Origin of the sequence: Paenibacillus phytohabitans, from assembly GCF_013141775.1 — a bacterium.
Classification (GTDB): domain Bacteria; phylum Bacillota; class Bacilli; order Paenibacillales; family Paenibacillaceae; genus Paenibacillus_AQ; species Paenibacillus_AQ phytohabitans.
In genome coordinates, this window is sequence record NZ_WHOB01000061.1 from 33,179 (window position 1) to 51,072 (window position 17,894).

At 48.4% G+C, this 17,894-nt stretch carries 20 protein-coding genes and 1 pseudogene; 3 read left to right on the forward strand and 18 right to left on the reverse strand.

Going from position 1 to position 17,894, the window contains the following annotated elements:
- Positions 1-5: 5 nt before the first annotated feature.
- The 3 genes from GC101_RS20305 to GC101_RS20315 all read right to left on the reverse strand — a co-directional run bounded on the left by GC101_RS20305 (position 6) and on the right by GC101_RS20315 (position 1,793).
- Positions 6-884, reverse strand: coding sequence for an alpha/beta fold hydrolase (locus GC101_RS20305; RefSeq protein WP_171718729.1), 879 nt, complete (start codon positions 882-884; stop codon positions 6-8).
- 55 nt (positions 885-939) lie between these two features.
- On the reverse strand, positions 940-1,347 hold the full coding sequence (locus GC101_RS20310) for a MarR family winged helix-turn-helix transcriptional regulator (RefSeq protein WP_231575217.1): 408 nt from the start codon (positions 1,345-1,347) through the stop codon (positions 940-942).
- Positions 1,348-1,430: 83 nt separating this feature from the next.
- A complete protein-coding gene (locus tag GC101_RS20315) occupies positions 1,431-1,793 on the reverse strand; it encodes a winged helix-turn-helix transcriptional regulator (RefSeq protein ID WP_171718730.1) in 363 nt (120 codons plus the stop codon).
- Positions 1,794-1,991: 198 nt separating this feature from the next.
- Between GC101_RS20315 and GC101_RS20320 the strand changes: the two genes are divergently transcribed.
- Positions 1,992-2,522 carry an NAD(P)H-dependent oxidoreductase gene (locus GC101_RS20320; RefSeq protein ID WP_171718731.1) on the forward strand — a complete coding sequence of 177 codons (531 nt, stop codon included), beginning with the start codon at positions 1,992-1,994 and terminating at the stop codon, positions 2,520-2,522.
- Positions 2,523-2,792: 270 nt separating this feature from the next.
- Here GC101_RS20320 and GC101_RS20325 read toward each other — a convergent pair whose 3' ends face one another.
- The 14 genes and pseudogenes from GC101_RS20325 to GC101_RS20390 form a co-directional block, all read right to left on the reverse strand.
- Positions 2,793-3,200, reverse strand: a complete 408-nt coding sequence (locus GC101_RS20325; protein WP_171718732.1) for a hypothetical protein — start codon at positions 3,198-3,200, stop codon at positions 2,793-2,795.
- Positions 3,158-3,451 (reverse strand): hypothetical protein, encoded by a 294-nt coding sequence (locus GC101_RS20330; protein WP_171718733.1) that lies wholly within the window; start codon positions 3,449-3,451, stop codon positions 3,158-3,160. The genes GC101_RS20325 and GC101_RS20330 overlap by 43 nt, the downstream gene beginning before the upstream one ends.
- Entirely contained in the window at positions 3,423-4,184 is a 762-nt protein-coding gene (locus GC101_RS20335) for a SagB/ThcOx family dehydrogenase (RefSeq protein ID WP_171718734.1), read from the reverse strand. Before GC101_RS20335 ends, GC101_RS20330 begins: the two co-directional genes overlap by 29 nt.
- 267 nt (positions 4,185-4,451) lie before the next feature.
- Complete coding sequence (locus GC101_RS20340) at positions 4,452-6,170, reverse strand: glycoside hydrolase family 84 protein (protein ID WP_171718735.1); 1,719 nt, start codon at positions 6,168-6,170, stop codon at positions 4,452-4,454.
- Positions 6,171-6,234: 64 nt separating this feature from the next.
- Positions 6,235-7,974 (reverse strand): family 10 glycosylhydrolase, encoded by a 1,740-nt coding sequence (locus GC101_RS20345; RefSeq protein ID WP_171718736.1) that lies wholly within the window; start codon positions 7,972-7,974, stop codon positions 6,235-6,237.
- Between the two features lie 256 nt (positions 7,975-8,230).
- Complete coding sequence (locus GC101_RS20350; RefSeq protein WP_171718737.1) at positions 8,231-9,865, reverse strand: extracellular solute-binding protein; 1,635 nt, start codon at positions 9,863-9,865, stop codon at positions 8,231-8,233.
- A 34-nt stretch (positions 9,866-9,899) separates the two neighbouring features.
- Positions 9,900-10,790, reverse strand: coding sequence for a carbohydrate ABC transporter permease (locus GC101_RS20355; protein WP_171718738.1), 891 nt, complete (start codon positions 10,788-10,790; stop codon positions 9,900-9,902).
- A 94-nt stretch (positions 10,791-10,884) separates the two neighbouring features.
- Positions 10,885-11,811, reverse strand: a complete 927-nt coding sequence (locus GC101_RS20360) for an ABC transporter permease (protein ID WP_171718739.1) — start codon at positions 11,809-11,811, stop codon at positions 10,885-10,887.
- A 24-nt stretch (positions 11,812-11,835) separates the two neighbouring features.
- Positions 11,836-13,134 (reverse strand): 6-phospho-beta-glucosidase, encoded by a 1,299-nt coding sequence (locus GC101_RS20365; RefSeq protein ID WP_171718740.1) that lies wholly within the window; start codon positions 13,132-13,134, stop codon positions 11,836-11,838.
- A complete protein-coding gene (locus GC101_RS20370; RefSeq protein WP_171718741.1) occupies positions 13,119-14,108 on the reverse strand; it encodes a BadF/BadG/BcrA/BcrD ATPase family protein in 990 nt (329 codons plus the stop codon). The genes GC101_RS20365 and GC101_RS20370 overlap by 16 nt, the downstream gene beginning before the upstream one ends.
- Before the next feature lie 20 nt (positions 14,109-14,128).
- On the reverse strand, positions 14,129-15,118 hold the full coding sequence (locus GC101_RS20375) for a LacI family DNA-binding transcriptional regulator (RefSeq protein WP_171718742.1): 990 nt from the start codon (positions 15,116-15,118) through the stop codon (positions 14,129-14,131).
- Between the two features lie 307 nt (positions 15,119-15,425).
- Positions 15,426-15,860, reverse strand: coding sequence for a DUF6398 domain-containing protein (locus GC101_RS20380; protein ID WP_171718743.1), 435 nt, complete (start codon positions 15,858-15,860; stop codon positions 15,426-15,428).
- A 161-nt stretch (positions 15,861-16,021) separates the two neighbouring features.
- Positions 16,022-16,096, reverse strand: a pseudogene (locus tag GC101_RS20385) (helix-turn-helix domain-containing protein); the annotation flags it as partial.
- Between the two features lie 47 nt (positions 16,097-16,143).
- Positions 16,144-16,572 (reverse strand): hypothetical protein, encoded by a 429-nt coding sequence (locus tag GC101_RS20390; RefSeq protein ID WP_171718744.1) that lies wholly within the window; start codon positions 16,570-16,572, stop codon positions 16,144-16,146.
- A gap of 86 nt (positions 16,573-16,658) precedes the next feature.
- Here GC101_RS20390 and GC101_RS20395 point away from each other — a divergent pair, with 86 nt between their 5' ends.
- A complete protein-coding gene (locus GC101_RS20395; RefSeq protein ID WP_171718745.1) occupies positions 16,659-16,919 on the forward strand; it encodes a hypothetical protein in 261 nt (86 codons plus the stop codon).
- Complete coding sequence (locus GC101_RS20400; protein WP_171718746.1) at positions 16,916-17,305, forward strand: pepsin/retropepsin-like aspartic protease family protein; 390 nt, start codon at positions 16,916-16,918, stop codon at positions 17,303-17,305. The genes GC101_RS20395 and GC101_RS20400 overlap by 4 nt, the downstream gene beginning before the upstream one ends.
- Positions 17,306-17,512: 207 nt before the next feature.
- Here GC101_RS20400 and GC101_RS20405 read toward each other — a convergent pair whose 3' ends face one another.
- Entirely contained in the window at positions 17,513-17,737 is a 225-nt protein-coding gene (locus GC101_RS20405) for a helix-turn-helix domain-containing protein (protein WP_019908812.1), read from the reverse strand.
- Between the last annotated feature and the right edge of the window lie 157 nt (positions 17,738-17,894).

Below are 17,894 nucleotides of genomic sequence, written 5' to 3' on the forward strand. Positions count from 1 at the left end.
GTATTCTAAGGTATAAAGCTATCTTCAACATTTACAGGTAGTATCACCCCTGGGGAGTTGCGTGTCAATCCTTTTAACCACTCCAGAACAATCTGCACTGCTTCCACATACCGCTGCCCTACGAGTAACCCGGTATGCGTGGTGTTCCACAGGCCTTTATAGTCTGCATGGAAATGCTCTGCGTTCACTTTGCCCCGGCGGTCGTCCTCCGCACTGTTAACAGCATGGATAACCAGACAAGAGCAAGTAATAGACCGGCTGTCTACTGGGATTCCCTCTGCACCGTAATGATAAGAAAAAGCGCTAAACGCCTTGGAGGACTCCATAGTCAGGTACTTTCTTTGAAAAGCCACATCCTCTGCCGATTCATCTATGCCCGTCAGCTCCTCTCGAACCGGGGCAGGCACTACGAGGCCTGGTTGTGTCCGGACGATATCCCGGTAAGGCACCCTATCATGAACCTCCTTACAAATACTTGAATCGATCAGCACAAGCCCGGCTAGTTCTGCTGTTTCCGCCAGCTTTTGGCTCAGAATCCCGCCCATGCTGAACCCGATCACAATAGGCGGAGCCCCGCACTCAGCGATAACCTCGCTTATATCCTCCAGATAGTCCCCGAAGGTTATCTCCGTCATATCCAGCACCCGGCTTCTGTAATGGCTTCTCAGATTCATGACATAACAGGTCCATCCTTCACGGATAAAATGGGGAATGTATTTGCTCCACATCCAGCTTCCGGTAAAGGCACCATGCACGAACAGTAAAGGAGGCCTGCGGTCAGCGTCTTCCGGGAGGTTCCTTCCTGCAAATATCTGCAGATACAGATCGTTCTCTCCGATGTATTTCTCTGTATGCGGCGGCAATTCTGTCGTGTAATCTCTCACAAGTACTTCCTCCTTTGAATTTTAGTTTGATATCAAACTATATAATATATTTTTTTTAAAAGTTGTTATTGATTTTAATTAGAATGCCCAGCAGCGCTTCCTTCTCCTGTTCGGTGACATTGAGGTAAAACTGCTCCAGCATGTCTGCGGATATCGCCTCAAAAACTGTTTCCAGCTCCCTCCCCTTCCCCGTCAGAGCAACGTACACAAACCTGGTGTCCTCCTTCTCCCTTTCCTTCGTCACCATGCCAAGCCGCACCAGCTTATCAACCAGTGCCGTGACGGTCGATTTGTCTTTATTAATTTTGGCGGAGATCTCTGCCATAGTAAGCCTCGGCTTCTGCAGCAGCGCATAAATAATGTCCCCGTGCGAAGTGCCGATACCTTCCAGCCCCTGCTTCACCATCTCTGCAACAATGAACCGGTTAACCTTCTCTCTGATCTTGGAGATCAGTGAAATCACATCTCTAGTTTCCATACACGGATTATAGTTTGACATCAAACTATTGTCAATGGCGGCATTCTATATAGTGATGCAACGCAGGTTTACTCATCGTCCGGATTATTTTCCAGCAACACCACATCTTCACCCTGCTGCTGTCTGATTGCAATGTTGGCTCTGCCCCATGAACACATTACGTCAATAATTCCATTGGCTGTAGTTCCATATTCCGTTATATAATATTCAACTTTGGGCGGCATTTGATTATAAACCTGTCTGCCGATCATTCCGTCCCTTTCAAGTTCGCGGAGCTGCTGGATCAGAACCTTTTGCGAGATGCCCGGGATACTGCGCTGTAATTCACTTGTCCGTTTCTTACCCGACATTAGATTACATATGATTAACGCTTTCCACTTTCCTCCGAGAATTTCAAGCGTTGCTTCTATGCCTAAATAATATTCTTTCATACCAGCCACCTCATCACACCCTAATTAATTTAGCCTATCTTATCTTATGATTTCTATCATGCCATATAACGATCCGGAGTCCAATGCACACTTTGAGGTAACCATGTTACTTTATTGTGTGTATTTACATTTTTACAGGCTTCCAAAATAATATAAACAGCTGCACAAAACCAATATCCGCCGGAAAGGTGATTAAATATGAAAACCCTTGTGATCTTAGCACACCCTAATATTGAGAATTCAAGAGTAAATAAAAGATGGAAACAGGAGCTGCTGCAGCATCCAGAGGAAGTTACGGTCCATGAGCTTTACAAGGAGTATCCGGACTGGAGCATTGATGTTCCGAAAGAGCAAGGTTTACTCGAAGCACATAGCCATATTATTTTTCAATTCCCTTTATATTGGTATAGCTACCCGCCTTTACTGAAAAAATGGCTGGATGACGTCCTCACTCACGGCTGGGCGTATGGTTCAAACGGGAATAAGCTGAGAGGAAAGAAGCTGGGGATAGCTATGTCCATTGGGGATAAGCAGGAAAATTACCTGCCTGCCGGTTCCGTTGCTTTTACTGTAGATGAGGTGATAGCCCCGTTTAAAGCCAGCGCAAGACATGTGGGTGCGATCGCATTACCCAATTTCGCCGTCTTCGGAGCCTCCTTTCAGGCGGGTGATGAAGCAATCAATCAGAGCGCAGCAGACTATCTTCAATATATTATTGAGAATAGATAGGGGCCCACAAACCTCCCTCTCACTTACTTTTGAGAATCCTGCACAAAATACAACTTTTCCCACTCATCTCGGCCATAATCCAGGATTGTTGTACAAAAGGCAGGATTTCTCTTCCTTCACGCGGCTTAACGGAATAATTCTTGCATTTTATACAACAATCCTATGAAATACCCTGATATCTAGACCTCAGAGTTGCAATATGTACAACATTACTGCCGGTAGGATGTGATTAACATATCTGCATTACCCAGATTGCCTTTATGATAACATCTAGCCGATAATCCAATCGATTTCCTCAATAGCAATGACTTCAATGTCATCACAATAGAAGTTAAACCGGTCCTCATTCTCAAAATCCCTGACAAGATATTTAACCGATTCCCAGCCCCTATCCGAAATATTCAAAATCTCAAACCAGCTTAATTGGATTACTGCTCCTCCAGCAGCTAGTTGAAGGCTCCCTACTTTTTTGAAATGAATAGTGACCTTATATGTTCCTTTATCCCCTTTAGACATTAAAATAAAGTTGATCAGCAGCATGGGAGTATTGTATTCATCAAACAGCTGCACCGTATCCACTTCAACCCAATATCTGAAATCCGTAATGAACTTCAGATCATTAACTGTAAAATCATTTACTTTGGCGGTGATCCAATCCAGTTTTTTAATATCCGGCATAGTTTATCAGCTCCAATATCACTTAATAAACGGCTTATATTCATTTTGAAATGAATAACCTTTGGACTATTTAAAAAGTCTTCAATTTCCTCACAGTAATTTTTATCTTCTGTTTTATCAAGTTCATGATCCAGTAGATATTTTAGGGATGTTTCCGTTGTAAGCTCAAAATAGCCCAGGAAATTTCTAAAATCTTTATCCGCATTCAAATCGCCAAGGCAGCTATTCCCGTTTCTTCCCCACTGCGCCAAGATAGATAACAAACTCCTCATCACCGTCTAACTCCAATACCCCATCAATCAGCTTCTGATCATAGATACCAATGGCGCAGGCACCTGCACCAATGGATTCGCTGGCTAAATACAGGTTCTGGCAGACATGTCCTACATCGATGAGGATTTTTTTGTGGGCGGAAATATCATATTTCCATTCGGAGCGGTAGGGTGTGGTACTCCAGGCAAACAGCACGGAAGCCTTGCGGGCAAAGTTAGGGACAAAGGGCTGATCCAAAGTGATCGCATCAATCTTCTGTTCCAGCTGATCTAATTCAAACATAAATAGGAGCTTATGCTCCACCGGGAGGTATCTGTAGATCCCTTGCGGAATGCCCTCTACCCGCATAATCATTAAATAGGTTTCAAAGGTGTGTGTCGCCCCACTGCAGGGCACGGTCCGCAGCGTAAGCCCGTTCTTGCTCATGCCGGTGATCCCTTGGGTCGCCCATAATAAATAGGATAACTCCTCCAGACTCAAAGTGTCGGCAGAATAGAAGCGTGTACTTCTTCTTTGCCCGATACAATCAAAGATATTGTCTTTACTCACTACGTCTCTGCTAACCTTCGGCAGATCAATAATTAGTGATTCCGGATCAAACGGCTTAACAATTGGCGGCTGGGCAATTCCTTTGATCTTGTCTGTTTTAATATGTTTGAATTCATGAAAATTCGATTTCAGAAAATTTCTTTGTTGTTCATATCTGGTCATAACAGATCCTCCCGGATTAACTTGATAGCTTTAATTTACCACTCCGTTAAAAATAGATTGTGATTTCATTCACTTTCCACCTTACAAAAATTCAAATACCAAAAACCCTCCCCCACCCGAAGGGTAAGGGAAGGCTTAAATGTGTCGTCTGAAGCACGGCCGCTATATTTCCAGCTCCGCAAGCTTGATCAGACAGGGGAGCCGTTTACGCACGGCTTATTACGTTTCTGCTTGGCACTGTGCTCTGGCGATATTGTGCTCTGCCGATTATATTCCAGCCTCCGCATCCAACGTCAGCCGGTATCCGTTCTTTCCTTCCCTGGCAGCAAATCCCCAGGCCTCGGCGGCTCTCCAGGCCGGATCACTCCCCAGCCGGACCTCAAAGGCCTGACAAGCTTCTGCCCGCTTACGCAATTCTTCATCGGCTCCGGGCAGAGGCGTCCCGGCAACCTTCTGCCGCAAGGCTCTCCACAGCTCTACATCCGCCAGAGCTCTTTGCAGCCAGGGCCCTGCCTCTTCCTTAAACTTGGAATTCTCCATTTCAAGTAACCGGTAGGAGACGCTCTCCAGGCGGTCGAAATACGCGTCAAGCCAGTGGATATCTTTTCTCTGCAAGGCCACTTTAAGTTCCTCATACCCGCCGCTATAGAGCTGGCTATTTAGATTCTGGCTGCAGAAGAACATCATATCCTCTGCCAGCTCTCCGGCGAATTCCCGGACCGACAGCTCCCAGGAAAGCTCCGGCATATAACGCTCACTGTTCCACATGTAGTGGGCCATTGTATTCAGCGTAATCTTGGAGCATTCCCATTGAATCATCGGATTCGCTACCACTGCCTGATGTCCGGTCTGACCAAGCTGCGAATAACGTCCGCGAACCGGGTCCAGAAACAGCCGGTCGTAGTCGGCATCATTAACGGGGATGTTGTCCCACAGCCACAGCTCATGTCCGTAATAGCTGTAATTATTCCGTGCATCCCTGCTTCCGACTTGCCGGGCAAAGACGGAAGAGCCGGTCCAGAATATCCTGATATCCGTATGCAGCTTCTCGCGGATATCCCGCTTATATTCGGTATCCCAGTTAGACCAGTATTCTGAGGGGCACATCACCAGAGTAACCTTCTGCAATTGACGGCTTAAATAGTCATAGACACGGTTTGCCACATAGGCGTGCGCCAATCCGGAGCGCTCCAGGTAATGGAGATTCTCCCCTGACAATGCGTAGTCGATGTCGTCCATCAGCAGGGCGAAATGCCGGACACCGATGGCGATCATCGCTCTCAGCTTCGCTTCCAGACTGGAAAAATCATCTTCACTGCGAAACTGCAGATCGTTCCCCGGACTAATGCAATAATAGAAGTCCACCAGCTGGGCATCACATTCCTGCTTCAGCTCACGAATCTGGTCAAACATAGCCTCAGGATAAGGCTCACGCCACAGCTCACGGTGATAGGGATCATCCTTGGGAGCATGCATGAAGGCGTTCATGCGGTGAGCCGCCATATAGCGCACAGCATCTATCCGGTCATCAAAGCTCCACGGCGTGCCATAGAAACCTTCAATAATGCCGCGGACTGGAAAAGAAGGCTCATCGTGAATTGTAGCCACAGGCAACCGGCACTTACCTTCATCTATACTCAGCAGCCGGTGCAGAGCATCCATCCCATACCTTAGTCCTCTCTTATTGGAGGCAGCTATTGTAATTTTGCCGTCCATACGGATGTCCAGCCGGTAGCCATCCGCCTTAAGCGATCCCTCATATTCAAGCTCCAGCGTGGCATTGCCCGTTGCGGGTGCCTCTCCTTCTTGCGGCGGTTCAATAATTACAATAGGGCCATCCGCAGCAAGCGGCCACTCCCACTTCTGGATCATGGAGAACTTTGAAGTCAGCCCGATTCTCAGCTGCTGCCCTTCCAGCACCAGCTCCTCACCCTGATCGTAGTAGTCCCGGAAGTAATACTGCCGTTCCCGTAGCGGCATAGTCATATTCACGCCTCCTTCAGCCTCACTATATAGCTCATATTGGTTCTCCCGGCTCTCAGGCTTAGGCTTAATCCGTAACCTTCACATTTCCAAACACGGCCTTGCCCCGCGAATCATTCCCCGGATTGCTGAGGGCTATGCCGATATACACCTTGCGTTTCATGGGGATCTGAACCGTTCCGACTGTCTGCCAGCTGCTCCCGTTTGCCGAAATCGACCCTTTGAACGTATTTCCGGTTCTGGTCAGCTTCAGCCATTTCGGAGCCGAGGCGGCCGCAGTATGGTCGGTCATATCGCCTGCGGTTTCAGCACGATACTGGAAGGTCGCCCCATTCCCGGGGGTAAGCATCATATCCGCGTGCCTGGAATTATGGCCCAGCGATTCCCGGATCATAATGCCGGCCTTGGCCCAGCCGTCCAGCCAGCTGGTGGACTGCACCTTAACAACAATCTCCGCATTGCCGCTCACGGGCTGGTATATATAATTCAGCTGATCCGCATTCCCCCAAATATCCGTCGAGCTGCTGCTGAGTGTAAATTGCTTATTGGAAGCATTGTAGGTGGCGTTCCCCGGCATGGAACCGATATTCCGCGCCTTCCACACAGCGGGCAGCTGGGCCGGATAGTCTTGCTCTACCGGAGCCGTCCAGCCTGGTGTCGGCCAGGTCTCACGTTCATGGATGTTCGCCAGCTCATCTTCCGGCCAGGCCCCGTAGGCAAAGAACGCCAGGCGCTTCACGTCCGGATAATTCTCGCGGATGCCTTTGTAGACCTCCTGATATTGATCATCGGTCCAGTCATTATCCAAGGTGGCTACGATGTCCGCAGCACTGCCGCTGATCCGGTCGCTCGTATCCTTCAGGATGCCGTAGGAAGTGCTGTATACCCAATCACTGTTGAACTCCCAGTCATCAAAGTACGCCATCGGTGCGACAAAATCGATCTCGTCCTTGAACTTGGCTACATTCTGTCCAACCTCTGTAAATTCCGGCGGCAAAATATACACACCAAGCTGCACATCCGGATTCGAGGATGCGGAAATATCCTCACGGATATCGCCTACATACTGTCCAATTTGTTCGGTTCTCCATTCGTTCCACTGCTGACGCTGCGGCGAATCCGTATCAAAGTCAATGCTGAGCGGCGAATACCCGAACTCCGCCTGATACTTTGCAACCGTATAATCACTGACGTCCATGTTGTAATTGTCGAAGCGGATCCAGTCCAGCACAACGCCGTCTACATCATAATTCTCAATCACTTCCTGAATGATGGAACGCTCATACTGCTGCACTTCATGATGAATTGGATTGACGAAATATTCATTGCCGTTAGAGCCTGTAAACGGAGTCTGAACCCCGTCCACCAGTGCCTGCATCTGCCATTCATCGTGAGCCAGGAAGGCCTGCTGGTCATGGAACTGGGGAATCCAGGCATGAACCTTGATTCCTGCGGCATGAGCTGCCGTAATGACAGCCTGCAGGGCATCGAAATTCTGGTAGCCCTGGGCAATGGGCGCGATATCACTCTGATAAAACACACTGCCGGACGGAACCTCATCATCTTCATCCTGCTTCACGTTCATGCTGATGACATCGACCCCGTAGCTGGTGGACAGACTGATGAAATTCTGGACATCCGCCATGTTCTTGAACTGGTTCACGGTCCGTACAATCACTTCGGTCTCAAATGGGGGATTGCTCCCCTCCTCGGCCTGGGCCGGCAAGGGAAGGGAACCACCCGCTACCGAAGAAACCAACACGATTCCCAACACTGCCATGAACCCTGATCTCAGTGCAAATGTCATAATCTCGCCTCCACATCATAGTCTTATTGAACTTCTATATAAGGCGCACTTAAGATTTGAACTTGAAGCATATTCGTCACTACGGTGAACATTTGGACTTTCGGCCGCTGTTGTCCCCAAATTTCCTGATTATAACCGCTTTCGCGGTAGAAATCCGGTGACAAAGGCGGTCGCTATCGCTCCTACAGTTCCAAATTTCCCCTTCGCTTCTTTTTGCTTTTCGTTAGTTTCTTTAGTGCTTCCTATATAACAAGAATTATTTCGTAGCGTTGATTTTCTTAACATTCTCCTGCCACTTTTCAGTTCTGAACTCTAGCAGCTTATCCAGCCCCGCTTTTGCGGTGTTCTTTCTTGCGGTATCCAGTGCCGCCAGCACCTCTGCGTCCGACTTGGCCTGAACCATCTGGGCGTAAGCAAGGGTATAGATATCCGCGACATTCTGTGCGATGATGCCGTTCTCCGTATCGGGAAGCGGATCGGTATTTACGAATTCCGTAATGTCCAGCGCGGTTTTCCAGGTTACTGTAGACTGAGCCACGGTCTCCCATGATTTCTGGTTCGCGGAGAGCAGCGCCTCGAGGCTCATTTTCGCCGTATCAATGAAGGTCGTATTTCCCGCCCAGTTAAAGTCCTCGAATTTTCTCATCGTATCCGTACGCTCGTTAGCAGGAGTAGTTTTGTATTTCTCGTTCGGAATGGGCGCTCCATCCGCGTCCTCTTCATCCCAGTATAAGCCCTTAGGGCCGAAGAACAGCACCTTCTGTCCCTCCGGACCCGTAATCCAGTCAAAGTAAGCGAAAATAGCCTCCGGGTCCTTGGCCTTTTTCGTAATAACACTGACGTTCCAGCCCAGCGTCTCAAAGCCGCTTACAAATACTTTGGTCCTGTCTACTCCGGCTTTATGGATCGGCCAAATAATCTCATACCCGCTGTCCGGATGGCTTGCTGTCAATGCCCGGTGTCCCTCGGCTCCATACGTAGTGATATTGGATTCAACCATGACAGCTACCCGGCCGGTATTGACCTTCTCTTTGACCGCATCCTGGGTTTGCTGCAGCGCATCCTGCGTAATCAGCCGTTCACGGTACAGCTTATTGATATACAGCACCATCTCCTCGTAAGCGGGATCATCCAGGATAGATGTCAGCTTGTCGCCTTCCGGATGCCCCATGAGTGTAACGAACTTGCTGGTGGATTTCTCCCTGAAACCGCCATACATAATTTCCAGACCTGCCCCCTTCTCCCCAACCTCCAGAGGGACTACATCCGGGTACTTGTCTTGCACCATGAGCAAATACTGATATAAGTCATCAAAGGTCTCCAGCGCCGGTCTGCCGAGTGCGTTATAAATATCCTTATTCACCATCCACCCGCCGTTGCCGAATTGCCCGGAGGTATACCAGTTCGGAATTTGATAGATTTGCCCGTCATCTGAACGGAGCAGATTCAGGGTCGATTCCTTCACATATTTCTTGAAGTTCGGATATTTCTCATAATATTCATCCAGTGCAACGAGCTGCCCTGCCTGCACCAGCCGTTCTACTGAGGACCCCCGGTCCGTAAAAATAACATCCGGCAAATCACCGCCGACGATCATCGTGTTGAGCTTTTCTCCGGCTGCTCCTCCGGATTGTATCGGTTCAACCGTAACCTTGCGGTTCTCCTGAATCCACCTCGTCGCCTCGTTCTCCCCCCAGGGTGAGGTTGTAAGCCAGTCGTAGTTTCCATAAAAGCTGAAGGTAACAGGCTTGATCCCGCTGCCGTCATCCGGGGCTGTCCCGGTATTCAGATTGTTCTGCGAAGCGTCAGAATTCCCACCTCCGCTGCAGGCAGCGAGCAGAAGCATCAGCGAAGTCAGCAACAGAGCTACCCCTTTCAGGCGTTTGCGCATTCTTTTCCCTTCTTTCTACGTAATATGGACACTGCTATTCTTTCAATGAACCGATCATTACGCCCTTCACAAAGTACTTTTGGAGAAAAGGGTACGTCAGGATAATCGGAAGGGTAGCGACCATCATCGTAGCCATAGTCAGTGACTTCGTGGTAATCGTCCGGTTCCGGTTCATATGATCCAGCGCGATCGCATTCGAGGAGCCAATCTGGGTCATAATGTTCGAGTTCATCACCTGCCGCAGCAGCGTCTGTATAGGAAGCAAGTGATCCTTGGTAATATAGATCGCTCCCGTAAACCAGTCATTCCAGTAACTTACTGCGGTGAATAAAGATATCGTGGCCAGCACCGGGCCGGAGACGGGAATCACGATCCGGAAGAAAATGCCGTAGTTGCTGCTGCCGTCGATTTTGGCTGATTCCTCCAGTCCCTCAGGTAAAGCGCTGAAGAAGGTGCGGATGACTATCATGTTCCAGACGCTGATGATGCCGGGGATAATCAGCACCCAAAAGGTGTCCAGCATGCCCAAAGAGCGAATTAGTAAGTAACTGGGGATGAGTCCTCCGCTGAAGAACATCGTAATCATGAAGAACACCATATATGGTTTGCGGAAAAGCAAAGACTTCTTGGACATGCCGTAGGCTAACAGGGCGGTGAAGAAAACGGATAATGCTGTGCCGGCGAGCGTTCTAAGAATGGTGATCAGAAAAGAATTCAGCAGGCGGTCATCCTGAAACACAATATAATAATTCTCCAGGGTAAATGCTCTTGGCAACAGGGTTACACCGCCGAGCGCCGTATCACTGCCCAGATTAAAAGAAATGACTAACGCGTTCCAAAACGGGTACAGCATGAGTAGCGCCAGCAGTGTCAAAAGGATATAAATAGTCCGCTGCATCACTTTGTCGCCCAGGCTTAGTCTCATTGTTCACCCCTCCTAAAAGGTTTATGGAGCATGACTCACAGTCGATACATCGCAATAAAACTTCACCGGAAGCATTCGCTATGAGTAGTAGTACCTACCAGAGACTAACATTTGCCCGGCGGGCGATTGTGTTGGCCGTCACCAGCAGAATGATACTGATTACCGCTTTGAACAGCCCTACAGCTGTCGCATAAGAGAATCTGGCATTTAATATCCCAACACGGTACACATAGGTGTCGATAACATCGGAGTAGGGGCGCAGGATCGGATTGGTTGCCAGCAGCAGAATGTCCTCGAAGCCCGCACTGAGCAGACTGCCGATGGCAAGAATCATAAAGATGACAATAATAGGGGTAATGCTGGGGAGTGTAATCAGGTGAATTTGCTTAAACCGGCTTGCTCCGTCTATAGAAGCAGCCTCATATAGGGTCGGATCAATACCTGCTATCGCAGCCAGATAGACAATGCTCCCAAACCCGACTTCCTTCCACACATTTACACTTACCAGAATGGACCAGAAGTACTTGGGTACCGCCAGGAAGTTAATGGGCTCCCCGGCCAGATTGAAACGCTCCAGCACATAGTTCACCGTTCCGTTATCTACGGATAGCAGCGAAAATACGAAACCGGATACAATAACCCAGGACAGGAAATAAGGCAGATAGCTGACGGTCTGGATCACGCGTTTAAAGCCCATATGACCGACTTCGTTCAGCATCAGCGCAAGCAGAATCGGGGCAGGAAAAGAGATAATCAATTTGAGCAGGCTAATCACAATCGTATTTCGCATCACATTCCAGAACTCCGGGGCCTCGAAGAACATTCTGAATTGCATAAATCCAACCCAGGGGCTCTTCATCATGCCGCTAAAAATATCGTATTGCTGGAACGCCATCACCACGCCATACATCGGAATGTAGCTAAAAATGAATACAAAGATAATGCCCGGCCAAACCATGGACTGCAAATCCAACTGACTGGTAAATCTCTTCCACCTGCTCGCTTTTCCGGCCGTGTTCATCCGCTTTACCTCCTCTGGACGATTCTAGTGAAACAACGGTAAAAACGGTTTGTTCTTCTCCAGCATTTCATCCAGCAGCTGTTCAGCTACGGTGACTGAAGGCATGAGCGGATGATGGACCATAGCCTGCAGAGCCACATCCCGATCTCCGTGCACAGCCGCCTCGATGGTGAGGCTCTCATATTGCTTGACCGCAGCCAGCAGGCCTCTGACGGACTGAGGAACTCTGCGCAGCGGAATCGGCAGCGGCCCCTGCTTGGTGACCACACAATTCACCTCAATGGAGGCATCGTCCGGCAGGAAGTCAATAATTCCGTTATTCCTTACATTCAGCGTCTGGATATCGCGGGAATCATTATGAATGGAGCGCATCAGCAGCACCGCCGCCTCCGAGTAATAGGCTCCGCCGCGCTGTTCCAGCTGCTTCGGCTTCTCCTTCAGCTCTAGGTTCCGGTACAGCCCAAACAACTCCTCCTCCACCTTCTTCACAACTTCAGCGCGTGATCCGGTCGTTACAGCTGCTTCCTTCTGTTCCGCCAGCATCTCGTCTGTCATATAGTAATAGCTCAAGTAATACGAGGGAATGGCCTGCAAACTGTTCAGGAACCGGTGATCCCAGGCATCAAACGGCACATTGCCTGCCTTGTAGCTCTCGGGGTAATCAATAAGCTCCTGCAGCTTGCTCTTCCCGTCAATCACGACATCGGATACCCAGTGCAGGTGGTTGATGCCGACAAACTCCGCATAGATCTTCTCCATGGGAAGTCCGAAGAACCCCGAGAGCCACTTTTGGAAACCGATCGGCGAGTTGCACAGGCCTACGCTTTTGACCGATGAATATTTGTGGACAGCTTCAGTCACCATTCCGGCCGGATTCGTGAAATTCAGCAGCCAGGCATCCGGGGCCAGCTCCTCGATATCCCTGCAAATATCCAGAATAACCGGGATGGTCCGCAGGCCTTTCATCATTCCTCCGGGACCGGTCGTCTCCTGACCGATGACACCGTATTGAAGCGGGATCAATTCGTCCCATTTGCGCGCCTCCAGCATGCCTACCCGGATCTGTGTGCAGACAAAGTCCGCTCCGGCAATGGCTTCCCTGCGCTCAAGCGTCTCTGCTACAGTAATCGGCAGTCCGGACTGTGCAATCATGCGCTTGCTCAGCTCCGCAATCGTATGTAGCTTCTCCCTGCCCTCCTCGATATCCACCAGCCATATTTCGCGGATAGGAAGCTCCTGGTGATGCAGGATGATCCCTTCAATTAATTCAGGTGTATACGATGACCCCGCTCCGATGACAACCAGCTTCAATGTTTCTTCCATGACAATTGCCCCTCCTTACCCTCTGATAGATGATCAAGAACCTCCTGATTCACATGCATACCGCTGCTTTCCATCGCCAGAATGACCGATCCTACAATCGGCTCACGGGTTAGAATCCTTAAAGTGCTATTCGGAGCCGCCTGCTTCACTCTTCGCTCAATGGCCCGCCGGATGATGCCGGAGCGGTCTCCCTTGGTCAGCAGGCTGCCTGCAAGCACGATATCGAAATCGTCCCCCTCCATGGACAGCCGGCGGATTGCCGAGACCGCAGCCAGACCCAGCTCATCCCCTTGCTTGACCAGCAGCCCGGTGGCAACAGGATCCCCCTCCTCTGCCGCTTGAAACAACAGCTCCGCAATTTGGGGAGGCAGGTCTCTGAAATGGTCCAGGTAATCCTCCCTTAACTCTGAAACGTTGGTATAGCCCAGCAATTGAGTTAAGCGTTTGCTTAGCACTGTCTCCATTTCTCTTCCGTCATCCGCCCTGAGGACGCTGCGGAATACCTCCATACTCAGATCATAGCCGCCGCCAAAATCTCCGAACCGGTAGCCGAAGCCGCCGCATTGGTAGGTAGCACCAGACGGATTTTTACCACTGCAGTTCACGCCCGATCCGCAAATCAGCACGATCCCATAGTTCTTCTCTGTACCTGACCGCAGCGCATTCCAGGTATCGCAGGAAATCTCCGTCCGGGGAAGGCCAAGGCTGCCGATGATCGGCCGCAAAATTCTAAAATCAGCCTCTCTGTCCGCTCCCGCCAGTCCGAACCAGGAGTAATCCAGCTGATCCCGGGTCAGCCCTGAAGCCGTAATGGCTTCCGATACGGCCTGGTGCAAGCTGTCCGCCGCCTGCTCACGGTTTAGCTGATGATTCCCGTTCCCGCTTTTGCCTGCACCTATGACCTTCCCCTGTTCGTCTGCAATCATTGCGCAGGTCTTACTTCCACCTGCATCCACTCCCAAGAAATACTTCACAGATGATTCACTCCTATAATTCAAGTTAATCTGACAGATGCGGTGGATTCACGAATGAGCAGTTGAGGAGCGAGCTTCGTTACAGCGGGCTGCGTCACCTCCCCGTTGATCAGTTTCAGCAGTAATTCAACGCCTATATTGCCCATTTGCGCCTCGGGCTGCCTGACTGTCGTGAGCCGCGGGTAGAATTCACCTACGAACTGCTGATCATCAAAGCCGACCACGGAGATATCCTGCGGTACCAGAATTCCTTCCTCACGCAGGGCTTGAACAACCCCGAGCGCAATAAAGTCGTCTCCCGAAAAAATGGCTGTCGGCAGCTTATCCTCGCGAATCCATCTCTTCGCTACCTCATAACCGCTGCTTACCGTAAATCCGCAATATTCCGTGCCGAAGGGCGTTAGCCCCGCTTCATCCAGCGCCTGGACATACCCCCGTTTGCGCTCCGTTACACTCAGAAACACCGAAGGGCCGCCGATATAGGCGATCCGGGTATGCCCAAGACCAATCAAATGCTTAGTAGCCTCATACCCTCCCTGATAGTTATCAACGAGTACACTCGGAACATCCTCATGCTGAAACTGGTTATCCAGCAGGACAACCGGAATGTTTTTTCGTTTCAGCTCCTCCACGTATTCCTTCTCCTCAAGCGGAGATAACAGGATAATTCCGTCCACGCGGTCCTTCTGAAACAGGAAGTTCACACCGTCATCCTCATTCTCAGCTATAGACAAGGCCAGGAAGTACCCTTGCTCTGCCAGCTTCCGGTTCACCACGCGAATCACGCGGTCATAGAAAGAGTCGTTAAAGTTCGTAATCGACATCCCAATAACTCCTGTCTTGCCGCGAACGAGACTTCTCGCCGCCGAGTTGGGCTGATAATTCAATTCCTCAATGGCATTCAGCACTTTCTGGCGGTTGCCTTCACGTACAGAGGGTGAATTGTTTAGAACTCTGGATACGGTCACTACAGAGAGCCCCGACTTCTTGGCTACATCATGAATGTTCATTTAAGTATCTATGCCTCCAAACTCAAAAGTTTAATCGATTTAACTTTCAGGGTAATAAAAAAGAGTAACTCCTCTCGCAAAAACTGCGTACTAACTGAAAACCGAACATTAGATGTGAGTTTTCTCTTTATCCAAAACTTCAAAACCGTTCTTAAAGTTTAAAGGTTTATACTTTACGCAGATTTTACAACCAATTTCCCCAGCCGTCAATCCATAAAATACAGAAAGCCTAATATTCGCTGATTATTGAAAAATAGACCAAATGACGCCTCCATACTTGGACTGCAGTCACTTGGTCTATTCCTGTTTATTTTTCAAAAAAATCATCCGAAACGATAATTCCATTTACTGAGAAGAGCTTGTTGAACGGATTATTTTGCTCAGAGACCTGTGTGGCAAACTCGCCTCCGAAATGCCCCATTTTGAACATATCGCGTAGTAACTTGGATTTCTGTGAGGTTGTACTTTGAGCAGCACCGTAATATTCACAGATGTCATGCACAGAAACGTAAGGCTCAAAGCTTTTATCAAACAAAAAGTTAATCGTGCCAATGGCGTGAATAATGCCTGCTGCCCAGATTTCCAGCTTTCCGCTCATAAAAGGAACAGTCCGTTTGCGTCCCAGCTTTTCTACCATTTTGCAGGACAGCTGTTCATAATCTTCATCCAGATATTCCTGGCAGAACCCCCGCACTAGCTGCAGCAGTTGTTCTTTCTTCTCTAACATCTTCGGGTCTATCATTCTCCGCCTCCCTATTCACAAATTCCGCATATTAAAAATATTATACAGCCATTAGTAAAATGCAAGGATAATCTCTTCATACCATAATAACAACAAAAAACCTCCCCTCACCCCGAAGGATAAGAGAAGGCTTAAACGCCATCACCTCTGAAGCATGGCAGCTAGATTTTCAACTCCCCAAGCTCGACAACCGCTTGCGAACGGCCTTTTACATTTAATTTCCGCATTACGTTGGATGTAGTTTGAAAGGAAGTACACAAGATAAGTCATTTCGAATGCACTACTACTCAAAATACTCCAAATAAAACTTTTTAATCTTATGCCCTAGTTCATCTTCTACAAGTGATTTTACAAATTTACTTCTTATAATCTCCTTATTATTAGAGTCACTAAGTATCTTCTTAATTTCATCTTCATTGAGATGTGGTAACCATTCCAAATTAAATTTCTGATAATCAAAATCCCCCTCTTGTACCACTAAATCATAAAATTCATCAATTCCAATGAACTCTTTGAAAGGTTCTTTATTAATTATTTCCCCATGCCGTAAAAGTACAACCACTACCCCTAGCTGGCTTCCTAAAGGATCAGGAAAACTCTTCGTTGAACTTCTTTCTTTTTCATTTTTTGTTTGTAGTACTTTTAATAATAGCTTCTCTTCATAATTTTCAGTTGAATGCAAAACACCGGCGTCACAAGCTGCACCATCCATATAATTACAATTGCTGCACTCACTTCCGTCATCCTTAAGCATCTATGCTATACTGAAAAGATGATAAACTAAGCGAGGTGAAGCCAATGAAGTGGGGAGAGATTACAGAATTACACCCAAGCCGCTTTGTACTGGTGGAAGCAATTAAAGCAAGCTCAAGTAACCGCATGCGTCAGTTAGAGGATATGGCAGTCATACAAGATTACGATAACCCGCAAGAAGCTTGGAGCGGCTATAAAAAGCTGCATAAGCTTCATCCAAACCGTGAACTGTATGTATTTCATACAAGCAGAAATGATGTTGAGGTTGTGGAAGAGTTTTTCTCAGGAGTACGGCAACAGATATGAAGTTACACCTTCTGCATGGCCTGCCTATTGTTTCTTTGACTCTAACTCACCATGGTGAATCCATTTCTCTTAAAAATCTTTTATTTGATACTGGCTGTGCTGCAACCGTTTTTGATTCCGATATACTAGCTGTAATAGGTATCGATATTGATTTTATTAACGGAAGAGCCAAGCGAATGTATGGAGTAGGGGGAACGAGCGAAATTTGTTATGAGCAGCAGATTCCCGACTTTTGCATTGAAGATATCGATTTGAGTGATTTCCCCATACAGCTTGGTTCGATTCAAGAGCCTTACGGCTTTGATGGAATTATTGGCATTGATTTTATGATGAGAACCAAATGCCAAGTGGATTTTGAAGCGATGACTGTCCAGCTTGAAAAATAGACCAAATGACGCCTCCTCACTCGGACGGCAGTCACTTGGTCTATTCCTGTTTATTTTTCAAAATAATCATCCGAAACGATAATACCATTTACTGAGAAAAGCTTGTTGAACGGATTATTTTGCTCAGAGACCTGTCACAACAAAAAACCTCCCCTCACCCCGAAGGATAAGAGAAGGCTTAAACGCGTCACCCCTGAAGCACGGCAGCTATATTTTCAGCTCCCCAAGCTTGATCAGCTCGACAACCGCTTGCGAACGGCCTTTTACGTTTAATTTTTGCATGACGTTGGAAATGTGGTTGCGGACGGTTTTTTCGCTAATGAATAACAGTCCTGCAATATCCCGTGTAGTTTTGTCCTGCACTAGAAGCTCGAATACTTCGCGCTCACGATGCGTCAACAGAAATTTGCTATGATGTTCGTTCCCTTTCAATGGTGTCACCCCTCCTTGCTCTGGGTTTGTTTGGTATAACAAGGTAAAGGGATACAGTCAAACCATACTATGTAGGGTGGCAGTTAATGGTGCTGTTGCAGCATTAATTTGGGCGGGGACAGACGCGGATCGCGGACAACCCTGGCATTTCTGACCA

Coding starts and splice junctions, on each gene's coding strand:
- GC101_RS20320 (WP_171718731.1), top strand. CDS start 1,992: ATGAAAACCCTTGTGATCTTAGCACACCCTAATATTGAGAATTCAAGA.
- GC101_RS20340 (WP_171718735.1), bottom strand. CDS start 6,170: ATGACTATGCCGCTACGGGAACGGCAGTATTACTTCCGGGACTACTAC.
- GC101_RS20315 (WP_171718730.1), bottom strand. CDS start 1,793: ATGAAAGAATATTATTTAGGCATAGAAGCAACGCTTGAAATTCTCGGA.
- GC101_RS20355 (WP_171718738.1), bottom strand. CDS start 10,790: ATGAGACTAAGCCTGGGCGACAAAGTGATGCAGCGGACTATTTATATC.
- GC101_RS20335 (WP_171718734.1), bottom strand. CDS start 4,184: ATGACCAGATATGAACAACAAAGAAATTTTCTGAAATCGAATTTTCAT.
- GC101_RS20325 (WP_171718732.1), bottom strand. CDS start 3,200: ATGCCGGATATTAAAAAACTGGATTGGATCACCGCCAAAGTAAATGAT.
- GC101_RS20375 (WP_171718742.1), bottom strand. CDS start 15,118: ATGAACATTCATGATGTAGCCAAGAAGTCGGGGCTCTCTGTAGTGACC.
- GC101_RS20380 (WP_171718743.1), bottom strand. CDS start 15,860: ATGATAGACCCGAAGATGTTAGAGAAGAAAGAACAACTGCTGCAGCTA.
- GC101_RS20365 (WP_171718740.1), bottom strand. CDS start 13,134: ATGGAAGAAACATTGAAGCTGGTTGTCATCGGAGCGGGGTCATCGTAT.
- GC101_RS20350 (WP_171718737.1), bottom strand. CDS start 9,865: ATGCGCAAACGCCTGAAAGGGGTAGCTCTGTTGCTGACTTCGCTGATG.
- GC101_RS20345 (WP_171718736.1), bottom strand. CDS start 7,974: ATGACATTTGCACTGAGATCAGGGTTCATGGCAGTGTTGGGAATCGTG.
- GC101_RS20400 (WP_171718746.1), top strand. CDS start 16,916: ATGAAGTTACACCTTCTGCATGGCCTGCCTATTGTTTCTTTGACTCTA.
- GC101_RS20360 (WP_171718739.1), bottom strand. CDS start 11,811: ATGAACACGGCCGGAAAAGCGAGCAGGTGGAAGAGATTTACCAGTCAG.
- GC101_RS20390 (WP_171718744.1), bottom strand. CDS start 16,572: ATGGATGGTGCAGCTTGTGACGCCGGTGTTTTGCATTCAACTGAAAAT.
- GC101_RS20395 (WP_171718745.1), top strand. CDS start 16,659: ATGAAGTGGGGAGAGATTACAGAATTACACCCAAGCCGCTTTGTACTG.